The organism is Sandaracinaceae bacterium (assembly GCA_020633055.1).
Lineage (GTDB): Bacteria > Myxococcota_A > Polyangia > Polyangiales > Houyiibacteriaceae > JADJJE01.
Window position 1 is genome coordinate 778623 of the sequence record JACKEJ010000005.1, and the last position, 18406, is coordinate 797028.

General features: G+C 70.2%; 10 protein-coding genes. 5 read left to right on the top strand and 5 right to left on the bottom strand.

Annotated elements, in window-relative coordinates; genetic code table 11:
• Positions 1–19 precede the first annotated feature (19 nt).
• From H6726_08180 to H6726_08195, 4 genes are read right to left on the bottom strand one after another with little or no spacing between them, the layout of a single operon-like run.
• The gene (locus tag H6726_08180; protein MCB9657607.1) at positions 20–2065 is read right to left on the bottom strand and encodes a hypothetical protein; all 2046 of its coding nucleotides are present in this window, start codon (positions 2063–2065) and stop codon (positions 20–22) included.
• Between the two features lie 10 nt (positions 2066–2075).
• On the bottom strand, positions 2076–4778 hold the full coding sequence (locus H6726_08185) for a TonB-dependent receptor (protein MCB9657608.1): 2703 nt from the start codon (positions 4776–4778) through the stop codon (positions 2076–2078).
• Between the two features lie 15 nt (positions 4779–4793).
• Positions 4794–7421 carry a TonB-dependent receptor gene (locus H6726_08190; protein MCB9657609.1) on the bottom strand — a complete coding sequence of 876 codons (2628 nt, stop codon included), beginning with the start codon at positions 7419–7421 and terminating at the stop codon, positions 4794–4796.
• Positions 7422–7460: 39 nt separating this feature from the next.
• Entirely contained in the window at positions 7461–9002 is a 1542-nt protein-coding gene (locus tag H6726_08195) for a serine/threonine protein kinase (GenBank protein ID MCB9657610.1), read from the bottom strand.
• Positions 9003–9243: 241 nt separating this feature from the next.
• Between H6726_08195 and H6726_08200 the strand changes: the two genes are divergently transcribed.
• From H6726_08200 to H6726_08210, 3 genes are read left to right on the top strand one after another with little or no spacing between them, the layout of a single operon-like run.
• Positions 9244–11307 (top strand): HEAT repeat domain-containing protein, encoded by a 2064-nt coding sequence (locus tag H6726_08200; GenBank protein MCB9657611.1) that lies wholly within the window; start codon positions 9244–9246, stop codon positions 11305–11307.
• Positions 11308–11359: 52 nt separating this feature from the next.
• Positions 11360–11674 (top strand): exodeoxyribonuclease VII small subunit, encoded by a 315-nt coding sequence (xseB, locus tag H6726_08205; GenBank protein MCB9657612.1) that lies wholly within the window; start codon positions 11360–11362, stop codon positions 11672–11674.
• Between the two features lie 27 nt (positions 11675–11701).
• Entirely contained in the window at positions 11702–12835 is a 1134-nt protein-coding gene (locus H6726_08210) for a hypothetical protein (GenBank protein ID MCB9657613.1), read from the top strand.
• 76 nt (positions 12836–12911) lie between these two features.
• Here the strand turns inward: H6726_08210 and H6726_08215 are convergent, their stop codons facing one another.
• Entirely contained in the window at positions 12912–15308 is a 2397-nt protein-coding gene (locus H6726_08215; protein MCB9657614.1) for a sulfatase, read from the bottom strand.
• A gap of 333 nt (positions 15309–15641) precedes the next feature.
• On the opposite strand from H6726_08215, the gene H6726_08220 reads away from it, so the two are divergent.
• Both H6726_08220 and H6726_08225 read left to right on the top strand, forming a co-directional pair.
• Positions 15642–15917, top strand: coding sequence for a carboxypeptidase regulatory-like domain-containing protein (locus tag H6726_08220; GenBank protein MCB9657615.1), 276 nt, complete (start codon positions 15642–15644; stop codon positions 15915–15917).
• A gap of 151 nt (positions 15918–16068) precedes the next feature.
• Positions 16069–18396 (top strand): OmpA family protein, encoded by a 2328-nt coding sequence (locus tag H6726_08225; protein ID MCB9657616.1) that lies wholly within the window; start codon positions 16069–16071, stop codon positions 18394–18396.
• Positions 18397–18406: the final 10 nt, after the last annotated feature.

Below are 18406 nucleotides of genomic sequence, written 5' to 3' on the forward strand. Positions count from 1 at the left end.
TTGGGACAGCGAGGTGGCGTCAGTCGCAGCTGACCGACGGCGAGTCGCCAGCGACCGCTGCGCAGCAAGCCTCGGGCATGTCGAAGGGCACGCAGTCCGGCACGCCGTTCGCGTCCACCGTACGGGGTGAGCCGTTCATGACGTTCCCGCTGCCGTCCGGCACGGGGATGGGGGCGCACAGCGGGAGGCCACACAGGTGGGCGATGCCACAGCAGCAGCTCGCGGTGACCTCTGCACGCATCTCGTCGTACTCGTCGAAGTCGCGGTAGTTCACCGTGCGCACGTCCATCCCGATCGGGTCGAAGGCCATCTCGCACTCGGCGCGGCCACCCTGGCGGGAGCGCGCGTTGGTGGGGTTGGAGTCGAACACGGGGAACGCGGCGACGGCGCTCTGAGAGACCACGATGTCATCGATCTGGCCCGGCGTACCGAGCGCGTTGGGCAACGCCCACACCTGTCCCACGAACTGGCCAGGTGGGTTCAGGCGGATGCCGGTCTGCGAGATGCCGGCGCCAATCAGGCCCGGGTTCTCCTGGAACACGCCGAGCGCGTCGCCCTGGAGCACGTTCATGCCGTACATCCCGGTCGGGATCTCCTGACACTCGACCGTGGCCGCCTCGTAGAACGCGGTCGAGCCGGCGGGCGGCAGGATGGGGATCTGGCAGCGCTCGTCGTTGGGGTTTGTCGTCATCGCGCCCAGTGGGACGATCGCGATCGGAATGTTCGGATAGAACACCAACGAGCGCGTGGTTCCATCCAGCTGGCCACTGGCGCCGAAGCCTACCCACATGCGGGGGTCCACGCTCGGCACCATCGCGATGGAGGGAATGCCAGCGGCCGCTTCACGCGCGACGGCCCCCGCGTCGGGCACCGGGGCACCGTCCACGATGAGGATGTCTCCGCTGGCGTCCCGCACGTAGTCGAACGCGAAACGCTGCATGAAGACCAGGGGGCTGATCCAGGGGACGAAGCCCGGGTCGGTCGGGAACGGCGACTGCGCGCTCAGCGTCGGGTGGGGGTCGGCCAGACCGTCACGGTTGACGTCCAGCGTGCGCGCGTACCAGGCGTAGGCGCTAGCGTCGTCCACGTCAATGGAGACCCCGCCCTCGCAGGCGGCGATCGCGAACGCCTTGCCCGAGAAGCGGGCGCGGCAGCACGCGGCGTGCTCGTCCACGTCCGTGGTGGCGAGCACGTCGACCACGCCAGCGCAGTCCGTGGCGCCTTCGGGGGCGGGGTCCGCCACGGGGTCGAGCGCAGTACGCCCGAGCATGGTGAGGGTGGTGTTGGTGTAGGCGAGCAGGGTGGCGGGATCGGTGGAGAGCGGGAGCTCGCTGTCCAGGCCGTCCGTGGTCATCGTGAACGCCGGCAGCTCGGTGTTGATGGGCGCCCCGAGCGACACGGAGATACCCGTCAGGCGCTGCCCGTCGGGGCGGAACTCGAGGTCCCCGAAGACGACCGGAAAGAACTCGGGGACGGCGGCGGTCGCGTCGACGAGCGCGGCGCCCGTGATGTCGCCGCGCGTAGGGGACGTGCGCACCGTGAAGAACGGGTTGAAGTCCCCATCCATGTCGTAGAAGCCCTGGATGCGATACGTGATCGGATCCTCCGCGTCCGGCGTACCGACCTGGTCCGGGATGGCCAATGGGATCTCGGGCCAGGTGAACGCGACGGAGCGCATCACCACCTCCGCCAGATCCTCCGGGGTCGGGTTCTGCGGCATGCACACGCTCGACGGGTCCCCGAAGAAGCGCTCGCCCGGAACCGTCAGGAGGCTCGCGGCGCCCGTGCCCGTGCCCTCCGGCGGGGGCAGGAGGCGCACGTCGAACAGGGTGAGGATGATCCGCCCTTGGATGCGCGTGGGGTTCCCGTCGGCGTCGAAGTCGCACGTCGGGCGCGGACCCGAGTAGAGCACGGTGCCCTCGACGACACCCGTCGGATCCGGAGAGTTACCCCCCAGCCAGCGCGGCAGGTCGATGGGCGGGCTGTCGCAGGCGGCGGCTCCCAGTGCGCAGAACGCGGTGAGTGCGGCGAGGCAGGCGCGGGTCTTGGTGTGTCGGATACGCATTCTAATTCTCCTAGAAGCGGTAGGTCGCGGAGGCGACGACGCGAGCTTCGAGCTGCTGCCCACGGGGATGCTGACGATGACGGTTGTTGGTGATGTTGAAGCCCGTGACGCCGAGCTCGAGGGCGTCGTCCAACAGGCGATAGCCGATGCGGGCGTTGAGCAGGTAGTAGGCCGGCTGGGCGAACAGCTGGCTGACCAGGTTCGACTCCGCGTCGAACGTCTCCTCGAGCCACTTCTGGCCGCTCGCGTAGTGGAAGTCCACCGACAGGTCGAGCCCGATGCCGAGGCGGTACTGGACGCCCGCGTTGAACTTGTGAGCGCTGGTGCGCTCCTCCTCCGGACGACGCGGGTTGTCCACCGACCACGTCTGGTTGTACGTGTAGTTGGCGTAGATATCGAGGCCGTCCACGGGATAGAGGCGACCACCCACCTCCGTGCCGAACACGTGGAACAGACCAGGCTCGTTGCTGAAGACCGTGGTGCCGATCGGGAACGACGCGGTGCTGTCGATGTACCCGAGCGAGCCGCTGCCGAACTGCGAGAGGGTGGTGGGGAGCAGGTCACCGATGGAGATGATGCGCTCGACGCGGTTGTAGAAGACCGACACTTCCATGTCGAAGCTGTCGGAGGACGCGTTGCGGTAACCGAGCTCGACCGACTGGATGAACTCGGGGCGCAGCGCAGGCTGGCCCAGCTGTTGGCGCGCGATCTCCGAGCCGAAGTTGCGAGCGGTGACACCCGGCGCGGGCGTCGGGAAGTCGAGCTCCATGTACGTCTCGAGCAACGTCTGGTTGCGGAACGCGTTGGAGTACGAGGCGCGGATGGCATGCCCCTCTGCGGGCTGCAACACCATCGCGATACGCGGTGAGAACTGGAGGTTCTCGAGGATGGGGTGCCGGTCGAGGCGGAAGCCGACGACGAGCTGGAGCGGCTCGGCCAGCTGCATGGCGTCCTGGAACACCACGCGGAAGTGGTCCTCCGTGGGAGTCTGCGTGAAGAACGTCCAGTCGATGCGCTTCCAACGGTAGCCGACGCCGAGCGTGACGTTGTGCCGCGTGCTGCCGAGCTGCAGCTCGTGAGCGAAGCGCGCGTCCACATCGAGCGTGTCGCTCACGAAGGTCCCCAGCAGGGGGTCCGGTCCGATCACGCCGTGCTCGATGCTCAACCGGTTCCACCAGACACGGACGGATCCCCAATTGCTGTCGAGGGTGCCCATGAGGTGGGTGCTGGGTCCCTCTGCCTGCCAGTCCACGAAGGACCCGAACGCCTGGAACCCGAAGCGCCCGTCGTTGACACCAGCCTCGAGGTTGAGTGAGACGTTCTCGCTCGCGCGGAACGAGAACGAGCCAAAGGCGCGCTTGCTGCGGATGGCGGTGCTGGGCCCGATGATGGGCTCCCCGAAGTCCAGTCGGTTGGGCCCGATGATGCGCTCCCAGCGGTCATACTGCTCGTAGCCCGCGGAGACACGGTAAGACATGCGGCCGCTGCGTCCACTCGACCAAGCCTGCGCGCGCAGCGTCCCGCCCATGCCGCCACCGAGGGTGACACCCGTCTCGGCGCGATCACCCGGCGCGACGGTGATGATGTTGATGATACCGCTGAAGCCGTTGGCGCCGTAGAGAGCAGAGGCCGGACCGCGCAGGATCTCCACGCGCTCGATGTCCTCCACCGCCACGGGCAGATAGGCGAAGAGGTTGGCGCCGAGCGCGTCGACGTACGCCTGACGGCCGTTGATGAGCACGAGCACGCGAGGGCTCAACTGTTGGTTGAAGCCGCGGATGCCGACCTGCACGTCCGCGCCCGTGATGTTCATCACGTCGACACCCACGACGCGCCGGAACAGCTCGCCGATGTGCGTGATGCCCGTGAGGCGGATGTCCTGCGCCGTGATGATCGTGATGGCGTTGGGCGCGTCGAGGGGGTTCTGTGCGGCACCGGTCGACGACACGACGCTCTCGTCATAGAGGTCCTGACCACCCTCGGCGATGCCGATGCGGCCCTCCGCACCTGGCCCGCTCTCCGGGCCCGGCTCCGTCCCGGGCTCCGTCGCAGGTCCCGGCTCGGTCCCGGGCTCCGTCCCGGGTTCGGCCTGACCGCGGGTGTTGCGCAGCTCCTGGGCCATGGCACGGAGCCGCTCTGCGCGCGCGATCAACGAGGGGTCGTTGGCCGTGATGCCCAGCGTCTCGATCTGGGTCGCGGTGTCCTCGAGCGCGACGATGTCCTCCTCGCTGGCAGCTGGCGTGCTCGGCCCCGGTTCCGTCGGACCCGTCGTGGGATCCTGGACCTCCGCCACAGCAGGGCCCGCCGACTCCGCGATGCGCGCCTCGATCGCGGCGATGAACTGACGCACCTCCTCGCGGTCCGGAGGGTCGGACTCCATGTACTGCTCGAAGTACTCGAGCGACTCTTCGTAGCGCCCAGCCTCCGCGTACGCGCGCCCGATGTTGTAGAGCACGTTCGGGTGCGGGAGGATGTCGTACGCCACCTGCAGCTCCGCCACGCCGGCGTCGACCTGCCCCTCTTGGATCAGCGCCATGCCCGCACGGAAGTGGCGCCGCGCCTCCGTACGCACGTCGGCCAGAGCAGGAGCGGCGGGCACGGCGGCCAGCAGCGCCGCGAGGGCTCCCATGAGGAGCGCCCGGCGTGCGCGCTGCGGCGCACCCTGGGGGGCCGCGCGTCGGGGAGAGGTCGTGTTTTCGTTGGTTTTTGTCACGGTTCTCTCCTGGCCTCAGAAGCGGACGGTCACCTGGCCGATGAAGCGGGTGTCGATGCGCTGCCCGAGGGGGTGCATGCGGACATCGGAGAAGAGGAGGTTCCAGCCCGAGACGGCGAGCTCGAGTTTGTCGTCGAGCAAGCGCCATCCGACACGCGCGTTGAGCAGCGTGTAGGCGGGCACGTCGGCCAAGCGGTACTCGACGCCCGTCTCGAGGTTGTCGAACTGCTCTGCCCAGCGCTGCGAGCTGGTCCAGTGGATGTCGAACGAGAGGTCGAGTCCGATGTCGCTACGGAACTGCACACCCATGTTCACCTGATGCAGCGAGGTGCGCTGGTCTTGGAAGAAGACCTCGAGGCCGGGCGTGGGGTCGTCCAACGGCGTCACGTCACTGATGGCGTAGTTCGCGTAGACGTCGAGACCGTCGACGGGGAACACGCGCGCGCCGAGCTCGCCGCCGATCTGCCGGAAGCGGCCCTGCTGGTTGTTGAAGCGCGTGGACCCGAGCGCGAACGCCTCGACCTCCTCGTCGTAGAACGTCTGCGAGATCGGCAGGGCCGTGATCTGGTTGAGGCCGATCAGGTCGTCGATGAAGTTCAGGTAGACGTTGGCCTCGAGCGCGAAGTAGTCCGAGTCCTGGTTCGTATAGCCGAGCTCCATCGAGAGCATGCGCTCCGGGCGCAGGTTCTGGTTGCCGAGGGCCAGGGCGGTGCCTCCACGGATCGGGGTGCGGTTCTCGAAGTCGATGTACGACTCGATGAACGACGGGCTGCGGAAGGCGGTGCCCACCGAGGCGCGAATCGAGGACCCCTCCGTGACACGCGCGACGAGCGCGGCGCGCGGCGAGAAGCGCACGTGGGAGAGGAGGGGGTGCCGGTCGATGCGCGCGCTGAGCGTCAAGCGCAGGCGCTCGTGCAGCGTGAGCACGTCCTGCAGGTAGGCGTTGTAGTGGTTCTCGGTGCCGTCCCGACCCCAGTCCCAGTCCAGCTGCTTGAAGCGGTAACCCACGCCGAGCGACAGGTTGTGATCCACCAGGAAGTGGAAGCGACGCGAGAAGCTCGCCTCCACGTCGACGACGTTCGACTCGAACCCACCGCTGGTCGGGAGGCCTCCAGGCACCGTCTCGGCCGAGTCCACCCGCGCCGAGAAATTGTTCCAGTAGGCGCGCAGCTGGATGCCCTGGGGCGTGTTCAGCTGAAAGTGCGACTGGGCGAAGCGGATGTCCGAGCCGTAGAGCTCGCGGAGGCGGGCGATGCCCTGAAAGGAGTTCTCGGGGCCGCTCGTGACGGCCGTTCCGAACTGCATCAAGTAGTTCTGGTCCTCACCGAGTGCCGCGCGCACGTCCGCGTTGAAGCGCAAGGCGGAGAACCCGACGTTGGGGTTGGACGCGGTCGGAGCGAGATCCTGGCGGTTCGGGTTGACGAACAACTCGAAGTTGTCGCGCCGCTCGTAGCTGGCACCGAAGCGATAGCTGAGACGCCCCTCACGACCCGACGCAGACGCCGCGAGACCCATGGTCCCGGCGCTGCCGGCGATGGCCGCGACGTAGCTCTCGGCGTCGGCCGGGTTCTTCAAGATGATGTTGATGATGCCGCTGAACGCGTCGGCGCCGTAGAGGGCCGCCGCGGGGCCACGGATGATCTCGATGCGCTCGATGTCGTTGATGTGGAACGGGACGAGCTGGAAGAACGGCGTGGCCAGGAAGTCGAGTCGGATGGTGCGGCCGTTGATGAGGACGAGCGTCTTGTTCGACTGACGCTGGTTGAAGCCCCGCACGTTGACGTCCGTGTGTCCAGGCGTCGTCGACATGACGGCCATACCGGCCGCGCGCCGGAGGATCTCACCGAGGGCCACCTGGCCGGAGAGGCGCAAGTCCTGCGCCGTGATCGTCGTGGTGGAGTTGGGGGCGTCGATGGGGGACTCGGCGAAGCGCGAAGCCGACACGACCTCTTCCTCGAACACGGTGCGCTGCTGACCGAGCTGCTGGCCGGGGAGCGTCCCGCGCTCGGGGGTCGTCCCGGGGCCCGTGGTGCCCGGCTCGCCAGGTGTCCCCGTCTCGCCCGGTTCGGTGGCGGGGGTGCCCTCGCCCCCCTCGCGCAACGATTCGGCGAGCGCGCGCAGGCGCTGAGCTCGCTCCTGGAGCGCGGGGTTGCCCGTGGTCTCGTAGAGCACCTCGACCTGCACGGCGGCGTCCTCGATCGCGCGGATGTCGTCCTCGGAGACATCCACCTGGGGCGTCGCAACCTGGGGCTCGGTGGTGGTGCCAGGGGACACGGTCGTCTCAGCCGGGGGCGCCGACTCCGCGAGACGCGCCTCGATCGCGGCGATGAACTGAGAGACCTCCTCGCGGTCGGGGGGGTCGGACTCCATGTACTGCTCGAAGTACTCGAGCGACTCCTCGTAGCGCCCAGCCTCCGCGTACGCGCGCCCGATGTTGTAGAGCACGTTCGGGTGCGGGAGGATGTCGTACGCCACCTGCAGCTCCGCCACGCCGGCGTCGACCTGCCCCTCTTGGATCAGCGCCATGCCCGCGCGGAAGTGGCGCCGCGCCTCCGTACGCACGTCGGCCAGAGCCGGAGAGGCGACGAGCGCGAACATCGACGCGGAGAGCGCTACGACAAGGTTCCATCTGGCGCGGCGCATGCGTCCTCCCGTGCTGGCGGATGTGGGCTGGTTCATGGCTTAGTACGGCTCGAGTTTGTATCCCATGAGCCCCACGGAGGACTCGCTCCCCTCCATACTGCCGGAGGTGGACGTGCTTCGGGAAGTGGTTGGTGGGCGGCGAGCGCGTTCCTGCTCGCTGTCGATCGGCTGGAGGCGGCCGCTGACGTGCATCTCGCGACCGACGACGGTGCGCACTGCGTTGAGGTCGCGGTAGCCCTCGAGCTGGAAGCGGAAGGTCACGCTGCGTCCGCGCCGCGCGTCGTCTCCCGTCCAGGTGAAGCTCACAGGCGTCGTGTGGACCTCCTCGGAGTCGCCGATGCGCACCTGCGCCCCGGGGGGCTCCGACACGATGGTCACCTCCGTCGTGAGCGCCCCGGGGGACGAGGGGGTCACGTCGTCGACGTGCTCTGGCTCGGTGGGAGCGGCGGGGGTGGCCACGACGGGCGCTGGCGCCTCGTCTCCCGAACGGCCGGAGCGCACGAGCGCGAACGCGACAGCGAGCACGGAGAGCAACAGGAGCGCGACCAGCAGCACCCACTTGGCGCTGCCACGACGCGCTTGGGCGTCAGAGCTGGAGGTCAACCCACCGAGGCTGTCCAAGCCCCCATCGGAGCTGGGGACGATCAGGTCCGCGCGGGACAATGTCGTGGAGCCCGAGCCCCCAGCGAACTCCCCGCTGATCCCCAGGTCGCCGCTGCGTGACACCGCGAGCCCCTGCTCACTGGCGACGTTCGTCAGCGCGGAGAGCATCTCGTCCATGCTGGAGAAGCGGTCCCCCGGTGCCTTCGCGAGGGCTCGCCGCACCAGCCCCTCGAGCGCGGGGTGCACCTCGACGTGGTGCGTCGCCATCGGCGGGACGTCCTCGTGGACGTGCGCCATGAGGATGTTGACGGAGTTGGGACGCTCGAAGGGCGCGCGTCCCGTGAGCATCTCGTAGAGCAGCACCCCCAGCGCGTAGATGTCCGCACGACCGTCGACGCGGTCGCCGCGGATCTGCTCGGGCGACATGTACTTGGGAGAGCCCATGAAGAGTCCCGTCTGCGTGAGGTCCTCCCCTTTGTCCCCGAGATCCTTCACCAGGCCGAAGTCCAGCACCTTCACGAAGTCGGCCTGCTCGCCGTGCTGCACCAGGAACACGTTCGCCGGCTTCAGGTCGCGGTGGATGATGCCCAGCGAGTGGGCCTCGCGCAGGCTGCGGCAGATCTGCCGAGCGATGTGCGTCGCCTTCGACGCCGAGAGCGGCGCCTCGTCGCGCAGATAGCGATGCAGCGTCCGCCCCTCGAGGAGCTCCATGGCGATGAAGTAGACGTCGTCCTCGGTCTTGCCGTAGTCGAAGATCGTCACCGTATTGGGGTGCGTCAGCTTCGACTGCGTGGAGGCCTCGAGGAAGAAGCGCTTGTGGAACTCGGGGTCGCTGTCGCCCTCGTACGTGGCCTCCAGCACCTTGAGCGCGATCTGGCGACCGAGCGGCGCCTGCTCCGCTCGGTAGACCTTCCCCATCCCCCCGCGCGCGATCACCGAAACGATCCGGAAACGATCGTTGATGACGCGCCCGATCATCGGGTCGGGCGTAGCGCTCCGCGTTTCGCTCGCTGTTGCTGTCTCGTCCGCCACGAGTCTCCACCGCCCTGGTCACCGAATTGTGACGCAGGCATATCCGGATTGATCCGGGAGGTAGACCAGGAAGTCAATGTTCTTGGACGGCCCCCCCGTCCGCCGAGGGATGTGGCACGGAGTGTCGCCAGCACCTCGCCCGAGCGGGCAACATTGGCTTGTGTCGCCCCAGCCGGTACCATGCCGCGTGCCCCACGACGCCCCCCGCTCGGTGTTGCAGCATGCCCCCGCGCTCTTGGCGCGCTGGACCGTCGCGCTCGGCCTGGCGGCCCTGACGCTGGTCCGCACTGCAGAGGCCCAGGCGCCGTGGTGGGCCCCACGCTATGGCGAACCCCTCGAGGCCACCACGGTCGCCGAGCGGACCCGCGCTGCAGAACACCTCGGGCGTGAGACCGTCCGCTCCCGGGTGACCGCCGCGAACGCCCGCCTGGTCCTCGCGCTCCCGGCCGAACGTCACCCCGTCGTGCGGGACGCGATCATCGTCGCGCTGGGCAGGCTGGCGCATCCCGACGCGCTCGAGGCCTTGGTGAGCGAGCTCGCGACCAGTCGCTCGCGCGAGGCGCAGCGCCTGCTCTGGGCCATCGCGGCCGTGGCAGAGGCAGGCTCCGCGCGGGCGTCGTCGGTGCTGGTGGACCAGCTCGCGACGCGCGGGCGCACGGAGTACGCGCGCGAAGCGCTCCAGAGGGCTGGCGTCGCCGCGCTGCCGGCGCTGCTCCGGGCGCTGCGAGACGCGACCGACGGCCGCACGGAGATCGCCCGTGCCATCGGCGCGCTGCGGTCTCATCAAGCCACGCCAAGCCTGCTGCGCGCCCTGGACGGCGAGTGGCAGAGCGTCGAGGGTGTGGCGCTGCTGGAAGCCATCGCCTCCGTCGCGGACCCGCGGGCGCGCGGCGGCGCGCTGCGAGCGCTCGCCCGATCGGACGACCTGCGAGTCCAGCGCGCGGCCCTGCACGCGCTCTCGACGCTCGGAGTGGGGGCCGGCGCCGAGGCCATCGAGCCCCTGCTGGACAGCGAGGATGGAGCACTCGCCAGCCAGGCGCTGGAGACGCTGCTGCAGATCGACCCGCCCCGGGGCGCGGAGGCGCTGACGGCCTCCGTCGCGGCGAGCGATCCCACTCGAGTGCAGCAAGCGGCCGAGCTCGCGCTGGCGTGGCGTCACCCGCGCGTCGTGCCCGTGCTGTTCGGGCTCGTGAACGAGGGGACCCGCGCGGAGCGAGCGCTCAGCGCGCTCGCCGAGCTCGACGACGGCGCAGGGGTCGGCGTGCTCCTCCACGTGGCGCGCGAGAGCCCGCAGCACGCGTCCGCCGCGCGCACGGGTCTCTCGCTTGCGCTGCGCCGCTACGCGGCCGCCCTCCCGCGTGGCCAGCGGCGCGACGCCCTCGACGAGATCGCTCGCGAGCCCGGCGACCGCGCGGCGCTGCTGCGTGCCCTCGCACGGGACGCCTCCGTCATCCCGGATCTACGCCAGGCCCTCGGGGATGCCGCGCCCATCACTCGCCTGCGCGCCGCTCACGCCCTGATGGCCCTGGGCGACGCGGGAGAGGGGCTGGGCCCCCCCCTCTTCGAAGCCGCCCGCCGTGAGACGAGCGACGCCGTGTTCCAAGAGCTCGTGTACGCCTACGTGCATACGAGGTCCTCGTGTCCCCAGCAGATCGCCGGCGTGCGTGACCGCCTGCGCGCCGCGAGCACGCGCGATGCCGCGCTGCTGCTGCTCTCGGGGTGTGGCGCGGAGCTCCCCGCGTCGCTCGGACGCGAGGTCGCCCACGAGGCTCGCCGGCAGCTGCGGTCCCGGTCCACGTCGTCACGGGCGACCGCCGCCTGGTCCCTGTCTCGGCTCGGCGACCCGCAAGCCACCCGCACGTTGCTCAGCCACCTGGAGGCGGAGAGCGACCCGTGGGTGAGGCGCGCGCTGGCCCGGGCCGTGTGGGTCCTCGCGGAACCCGAGCACGCCGCCCACGCTCGCAACGCATCCAGGATGGAGACGGACGCGCGGGCGGCCGCATGGCTGCGCGAAGCCGGCCGCGGTCCCCGTGGGGGGCGGCGGTTCGAGAGCCACGGCGAAGAGGTCCTGCGGGTGCAGCTCCGGCCGGTGGACCCGGTCCCCGAGGGTCTGACGGTGGACGTACGCCTCGACGACGGCCGCGCCCTGCGCATCACCACGTACTCGGACGCGCTGCTGCTGCTCCCCGACCTGGCCGCAGGCGTCGCGGACGTCGAGGTGGCCCCCACCCCGGCGCTGGCGCCGCGCTGAACGGGATTGACCCCTGACCATTCGCTGCGGCACCCTTGGCGCTCCCTCTGTCATGCCTCCCCCCCCGAAACGCCCCCGCGCCGAGCCCCTCTCGGACACCCGCCGAGGCCCCGCCGACGAGCACGGCGCGGATCTCCGCGCGGCGTCCTTCGAGTCGGTCATGGACGAGCTGCAGACCGTGGTCGGTCGGCTCGAGGAAGGCGAGCTGTCCCTCGAAGAGTCGCTCGCCGCCTTCGAGCTCGGCGTGCGGCTGTCCCGTGAAGGGAGCCGGCGACTGGAAGCCGCGGAGCGTCGTGTCGAGGCGTTGCTCGACAACGGGCCGCCGGACGCCGACCGGCCTGGCGGCCCCGAGATTTCGTCCCCCTGATTGCACCCCTAGGAGCCCGAGAAGCCGATGAGCGAAGCCCTCACCGTACCCACCCACTTCCAAGACGTCGCCGAGCTCGCCGCGGGCCTGGCGGACCGCGTGGAAGAAGGCCGTGTCATCCTCTACGGGCCCAACCACTACGAGTCGGGCGAGACCATCCCCTTCGCCATCCTGCTGGCGGACGGCAGCCCGCTGATCGAAGGGCACGGGGTCGTGGCCGCCGCGATCGACGGTGGCGAGGACCGTGACGCCGCGTTCCGCTACGACGTCGTGCTGACCGAGCTGCAGATGGACGCGCGCTCGGAGATCATGTTCGCCCGCATCCTGATGAGCGGAGACGACGCCAGCCGTGAGACCGCCATGCCCGACGAAGGGGGCTTCGAGCAGGTCGACGTGTCGTCCGACCCGGCCGAAGACCTCGGCGGTTTCCAGGACGAGTCCACGGCGGTCGCCGACCTCAGCGCACACGCGGCTGCGATGATGCCCGCTGCGAAGGAGCCTGGACCCGACGAGTCGTCGGAGGACGTGCCCGTCGAAGACGAGGATGTCCCGGCCTCCACCGAGGTCGAGCCGGAGGCCTTCAGCGTCACCACTGGCGAGTTCGTGGAGCGCGACGCAGAGGTCGCCAACGACGACGAAGACCGCTTCGGCGCGAGCGACCCGTACACGGACGACTACGCGACCCCGGCGGAGGGAGCCGGGTCGGTCATCGTCGATGGCGCCATGGCGCCGCCCTCGTTCCCTGCCGCACCGCCCGGCTTCACCGTCGCCCGACTCGCGGACGTCGGTCTATCGCGCCCGGTCCACGCAGCCACGTGGTGGCCCGAGCCCTCGCCCCGCCCCGAGCCTGAGCCGTCCACTGGCGCGTTCGAGTACAGCGGCGCGCTGCCCATCCCGGCACAGCCCCCGCGCCCCGAGCTCGATCCGAGCCAACGGGTCGCGCCCGCGCCGCACCCCATCGCCGAGGGGCAGGCCGTGGTCGCGGCCGCACCCGCGGTGAGCGCCCACGCGACGGTGGACGAGCACGCCGCGACGTACGCTGCCGAGGACGAGGGCGCCTACGCGGACAACGCGGACGACGTGGAAGACGACTACGCCGACGCCGGCGCCGACGCGGCCGACGTGAGCGCCGACGACGACCTGGACGTGGACCTGGAGTAGCGCCGGCCCCGGACCCCAGCGCCGAACGCCTCTTGGAAGAGGGCCAGTCGGCGCGTCGCTCCAGCCTCGGGTCCGCTCAGTCGATCAGATAGCCCAGGGCGCGCAGCTGTTCGCGCGTCTCGGCGTCGATCGTCGTCGACTGCGGCCTGTGCCGTGGTGGGCGGGACCGTCGCGCCGCACCAGACAACACGGGCTCGGCCTCGGCCAGTCGTAGTCCGAGCATGGCGCGCAGGTGCACCACAGCCAGTGGCTGCTCCGCGGCGATGTCGTGTTCTTCCCGCGGGTCACGCGACAAGTCGAACAAGCGGTGCTGCCCGTTCGCGCGGAGAATGAGCTTGAGGTCCGCGCTGGTCACCGCGCGCCAGTTCTCCATGAAGCCGCTGACGGTGACCTGTGGAACGCCGCTCGACTCCCCGAGCAGCGCAGGCAAGAACGAGCGGCCCGCCACTCCGCTGGGGATGGGCAGCCCGAGCGCGTCGAAGATCGTCGGCAGCACGTCCACCAAGCCCACGTCGGCCCCGACCTCTCGCGCGATGCGGCCCTGCGGAAGCCCAGGGTGACGCACGAACATGGGCACGTGCAGCAACTCCTCATAGAGGCTGTGACCGTGCCCGACGGACCCGTGGTCCCAAAACTCCTCGCCGTGGTCCGAGGTCACGATGACGAGCGTGTCGTCGGCAAGGTGCCTCCGCTCGAGCCCGTCCATGATCGCTTGAAAGTGCACGTCGTGGTACGTGATCTCTCCGTCGTAGAGCGCCTCGAGGTGCGCGCGGTCGGCGTCGCCCAAGGACACGCGTCCCAGCTTCACGCGCCCCAGCAGATCGGCGTTGTTCGCGACGGAGGCGGGCCCGTCGTAGCGCAGGTCCCCGTACAGCGCGAGCGTGTCCTCCCTGCGTCGGTAGGGGACGTGCGGGTCGATGGTGTGCACGTAGAGTAGGAACGGGCGCGTATCCTCCCTGTCGTCGAGCCACTGGAGCACGTCGGCGGCGACGAACTCGGCCTGCGTCCGGCGGCCTTCGCGCACGTAGTTGCGGTAGGTGTGCCAGCCCTGCGCGAACCCGAACCGGTCCGACACGTAGCCATTCGCGATGAACGACCCCGTGAAGAAGCCGTGCTCGCGCAGCAACTCGGGGAGGAGCGCCACCGACTCGGGAACCACGGAGGCGTCCTGCACCGCCGTGTGCTCCCACGGCATGAGCGACGACAGCAAGGTCGCCACACTTGGCTTGGTCCAGTTCTCCTGCGCGTGCGCGCGTCGCATGGTCTGGGCCTCGCGCACGAAGGCCGCAAGCCCAGGCGTCCGCACGCGCGTCTGGTCGTTGTACGGGCTGAGGTGGTCCGCCCGCAGCGTGTCGACGAGGTAGAGCAGCACGTTGCGAGGCGGACGCACCGCCGTAGCGCGCGTCGGACGCGGCTCGAGCACCACGACGCTCGGTCGCACGAGCTCCGCGCCACGGTCGTCGGCGGACAGCTCGAGACGCACGAGCTCGCCCGCGAACGCGGCGAGGTCGACGTCGAAGGCCCCCTCGGCGACCGGGGAGAGGGTCTCCTCGGCTCGCCCGTCACGCGCGACGCGCAGCCCTAGCGCCCCGGATCGCAGCACGCCGCGCAAGCGGGCGCCGGGCGGGACGCGCAGCACGTAGCCCACGCGCTCACCGACCGACAGACGCAAGCCGGGCTGCTCGCCGACGAGCACGCTCAGCGGCGCTGGCGCCGCTCGCCCCGCGACCAGGTCGCCAGGATCACCCACCCGCATCCAGTCGAGCGCGAGCGTGGCGGTCTGACCCGCGAAGGTCCCCGCCCCACCTCGGACTCGGAGCGTGAGGCTGTGGTGTCCCGCGCTCGCTTGCGGCACCTGCACCGCAAGGCGTGCGAACGAGCCGTCGGTCGGCAGGCGCCCCAGCGTCTCGCCGGAGGTGTCCGCGAGCACGCGCACGGGCACGGACTCACCGTCCCACGCGGCGAACACTTGGTCACCACGGAAGGCGCGTGCCCGCAGCGTGATGCCCAGGGGGCCGGCGTGATCCACTGGGACGTTCAACGTCGCCCGATTCCCTGCGGCGAGCGCCACCCCGGGTCCGCCCTCACCCAGCGAGGCGGCGCGCAGGCCAGTGTGCCACCCGCCCCCCGTGTACTGCGCACCCTCAGGGGCGCCGAGATCGACCACGCGTGCGCCGCCCAGCCAACGCTCCGCGCGTTCGTCACACTCGGCCAGGCTCAGCACCACGCGCGCCACCCGGTCGTCCGGCACCTGCGCTTCGTGTGCGTCGTCCGGCAGTTGATCTTCATGTGCCTCGTCCGGCGTGCGTACGTCGGTCGCCGACCTGTCGTCCGACCCTGCCCGCAACGCCTCGGGCCGGTCGGGGGTCGACTCGACGGGCCCGCCCGCAGCTCCCGACCCGCAGCCAAGCCCCCAGCCCGCCACCGAAGCGACGAGCCACAACCACACGGACCGGCGATACACGCGAGACATCGTCGAGGACCGTAGCAGGCCGGCCGCGGAGTGGCCTTTTTCCCGTGGCGACGACCCTGACCCGCACGGCTCGGAGCGAGCGCGCCAGGCCCGACGTGGCTCGGCCTCGTTCCGCACCCTTCACGCGGAGGGCCAAGTGCGCTAGCGTTGAATCGAGCCTCGCACCGCGACGTCCGACACGGCGGAGCTCACTACCGTCTCATGCCCATCCTCGACGCCCCTCCCCCTCGACTCCCTACGCAGCCGCTTGCCACGGGACGCCTGCCGCAGCGTGGTGGCCGACCGCAGCGCCTCCGGCGGTCCCTGGGCGCCTGCGCTCTCGTCCTCTGCGTCATGCTTCCGGCAGCCTTCGCCGCGGCGGACGCGCTGGTGAACGTGGAGGTCCGCTCCGCGGCGGGGCAGCCGGTCGACGGGGTGGTGGTCCTTCAGGCGCGTGGTGGCGAAGCCCGCTACCAGTGCACGACCTCCAGTGGCAATTGTCACATCGACGACGTCCCCGGGGGTCAGTACACGGCGACGTTCACGCCCACTGGCGGAGCCGCCCAGGCGCCGCGGTCGGTGATGATCCCGCCCGCCGGTACGGTCAGCCTACGCGTCGCCGCACGCTGAGGGACGCCGGACGTCCGGTCGGTTCGTCCACGAAGCACGGATCGGCCGCGCTTCCAAATGGCGACCCCAGCGAACTCACTCGCTTATTGGATCTTCGCCGGACGGGCGTGGCATGCTTCTCGGGGCCCTCACCGGGTCGACAGGAGCATTCATGCGTTTCGTCCGCTTGGCCGTACTTTCTTTCCTCGCTCTCACGCCCATCTTCGCCGCAGCCCCCGCTGCGCATGCGCAAGGAGACTTCGGAGACGAGTTCGACGACGAGTTCGGACCGCCGCGTACCGCGCCCGCTCCCGCGCCGGCCCCAGCGCCGGCCCCAGCCCCACGCGCCACCCCCACCCCAACGCCCGCTCCGACCCCCGCGCCTCGGCCAGCGCCCGCGGCCGACGAGTTCGACGACGAATTCGGCGCAGGGACCAGCCCGACCCCCGCCCCCGAGGCCAGCCCGGAGGCGACCGCCGTGGACGCCCCGGCGCCCCCGCCTCCCAGCGAGCGCGAGCAAGCCGACGCGGAGCGCGAGCTGCGTCTGCGCCTGTTCCGTTCGCACAACACCTACCTCGGCCCCACCGGTGGCATCCACGTGGTCGGCGCGGACAGTGGCCCGCGTGGCACCTTCCGCGTGGCCTTGGGCGGCGAGTTCTTCCGCAGCAACGGCTTTCTCACCGCGGGTGACGGGGCGCAACGCTTCGGTGGCGCGCTCTCGCTGAGCTGGACGGCCCACGAGAACATCGAGGTGTTTGCGTCGCTCCTGAGCTACGCGACGACCAACGCGGGCAGCAACCCCAACCTCATCCAGGTGTTGGGCGACACGCACCTCGGCATCAAGGGCTTCCACTGGGTCACCCCCTTTCTGGCGGTTGGTGGCGACGTGGACCTCAACCTCCTCAACCACGTCGGTGACATCGGGGTGGTGCTGCGCAGCACCAGCTTGGGCATCCGAGCCAACCTCACCGCCGACCTGCGGGGCCTCGCGAGCGCCATCCCGTTCATCGTGCGCTTCAACGCACGCTACTGGATGGACAACTCCGACGAGCTCATCGAGCACACCGAGCAGCAGCGCTACGCCGGCTTGGCCGACCCGCTCCCCATCCAGGATGAGCGGCGCCACTTGCTGACCGCAGCGGAGCGCTTCGCGCTCGAGGTCAACCGCACCGACTTCATGGACCTGTCGCTGGGCTTCGAGGCGCCGCTGCAGGCCGCGAAGGACTTCTACATCCACCCGCTCCTCGAGTGGAACTGGCGTATCCCCATCAACCGGCAAGGGTACGACTGCGTGTTCGTGCCGGACCCGAGCAGCCCGGGCAGCCCCGAACCCGGCGACGACGGATGCCTCGATGTCGAGGGCGTCTCGTCCTTCCCCATGACGCTCTCTCTGGGTGTCCGCGTACTCCCGCCCGTGCGAGGACTGGCGTTGACCGTGGCCGCGGACATCGGGTTGACGGGCGTGAACACGCTCGTGCGCGAGCTGGCGCCGACGCAGCCCTACAACATCTTGTTCGCCGCCAGCTACGCATACGAGACTGCGGCCCCGGTGCCCGAGATCCGCGAGGTCGAGGTCGTTCGGGAGGTGCCCGTCGGACCTCCGCCCCGCGGGCGCATCGCAGGCACGGCCGTGGAGCAAGGCAGCGGCGCGCCCATCTCCGGGGCCGTCGTGCGCTTCACGGGTCGCTCGGAGACTGCGCTGCTGACCGGTCCAGACGGAACCTTCGTGACGTATTTGTTCGACCCCGGCACCATCGAGATGGCGCTGGAGCACGAGGAGTATCGCCCCGGCAGCTGCTCGGCCACGATCCCCGAGCCCGCCTCGGGCGCCACGGAGGACATGCGCGTCGAGGTGCGCTGCGAGCTCGAGGCGCTGCCGCGTCGTGGCCACATCGACGGGCGGGTGCTCTCCGAGGATGGCCCCGTCGGCGGGGCCACCATGGAACTGAGCGGGCCGTCTTCCCACACGCTCACCACCGACGCCTCGGGAGCGTTCCGCCTCCAGGACGTCCCCCCAGGTGTGTATGACGCGCGCGTCGAGGCCGACGGGCACCTCATCAAGCTCGCGCAGTTCGAGGTCGTGGCTCGGGAGACCGCGCGGCCCGAGATCACGCTCCTGCGCCGCCCACGCCGGTCGCTGGTGCGCGTGACGGCGCGCGCCATCGTCATTCGTCGTCAGATCAACTTCGCGACCGACAGCGACGAGATCCTGGAGCAGAGCTTCGGGCTGATGGAGGAGATCGCAGACGTGATCCTCCGCAATCCCCAGCTCGCCTCGATCGAGATCCAGGGCCACACGGATGATCGTGGCGGCCGGGAGCACAACGAGGAGCTGTCGCAGCGCCGCGCGGACGCCGTGCGCGTCTGGCTCATCCAGCACGGCGTCGAGGCGCACCGCCTGCAGGCGGTCGGATATGGCCAGACGCGCCCGCTCGTGCCGAACATCACGTCCTCGAACCGCGCGCGCAACCGCCGCGTGCAGTTCGTCGTCCAAGAGTGACGAGGGCGTG

Bases quoted from the DNA above. Each gene is read 5' to 3' on its own strand.
- H6726_08220 (MCB9657615.1), top strand. From the start codon at position 15,642: ATGCTTCCGGCAGCCTTCGCCGCGGCGGACGCGCTGGTGAACGTGGAG.
- H6726_08180 (MCB9657607.1), bottom strand. From the start codon at position 2,065: ATGCGTATCCGACACACCAAGACCCGCGCCTGCCTCGCCGCACTCACC.
- H6726_08195 (MCB9657610.1), bottom strand. From the start codon at position 9,002: ATGATCGGGCGCGTCATCAACGATCGTTTCCGGATCGTTTCGGTGATC.
- H6726_08210 (MCB9657613.1), top strand. From the start codon at position 11,702: ATGAGCGAAGCCCTCACCGTACCCACCCACTTCCAAGACGTCGCCGAG.
- H6726_08190 (MCB9657609.1), bottom strand. From the start codon at position 7,421: ATGCGCCGCGCCAGATGGAACCTTGTCGTAGCGCTCTCCGCGTCGATG.
- H6726_08225 (MCB9657616.1), top strand. From the start codon at position 16,069: ATGCGTTTCGTCCGCTTGGCCGTACTTTCTTTCCTCGCTCTCACGCCC.
- H6726_08215 (MCB9657614.1), bottom strand. From the start codon at position 15,308: ATGTCTCGCGTGTATCGCCGGTCCGTGTGGTTGTGGCTCGTCGCTTCG.
- xseB (MCB9657612.1), top strand. From the start codon at position 11,360: ATGCCTCCCCCCCCGAAACGCCCCCGCGCCGAGCCCCTCTCGGACACC.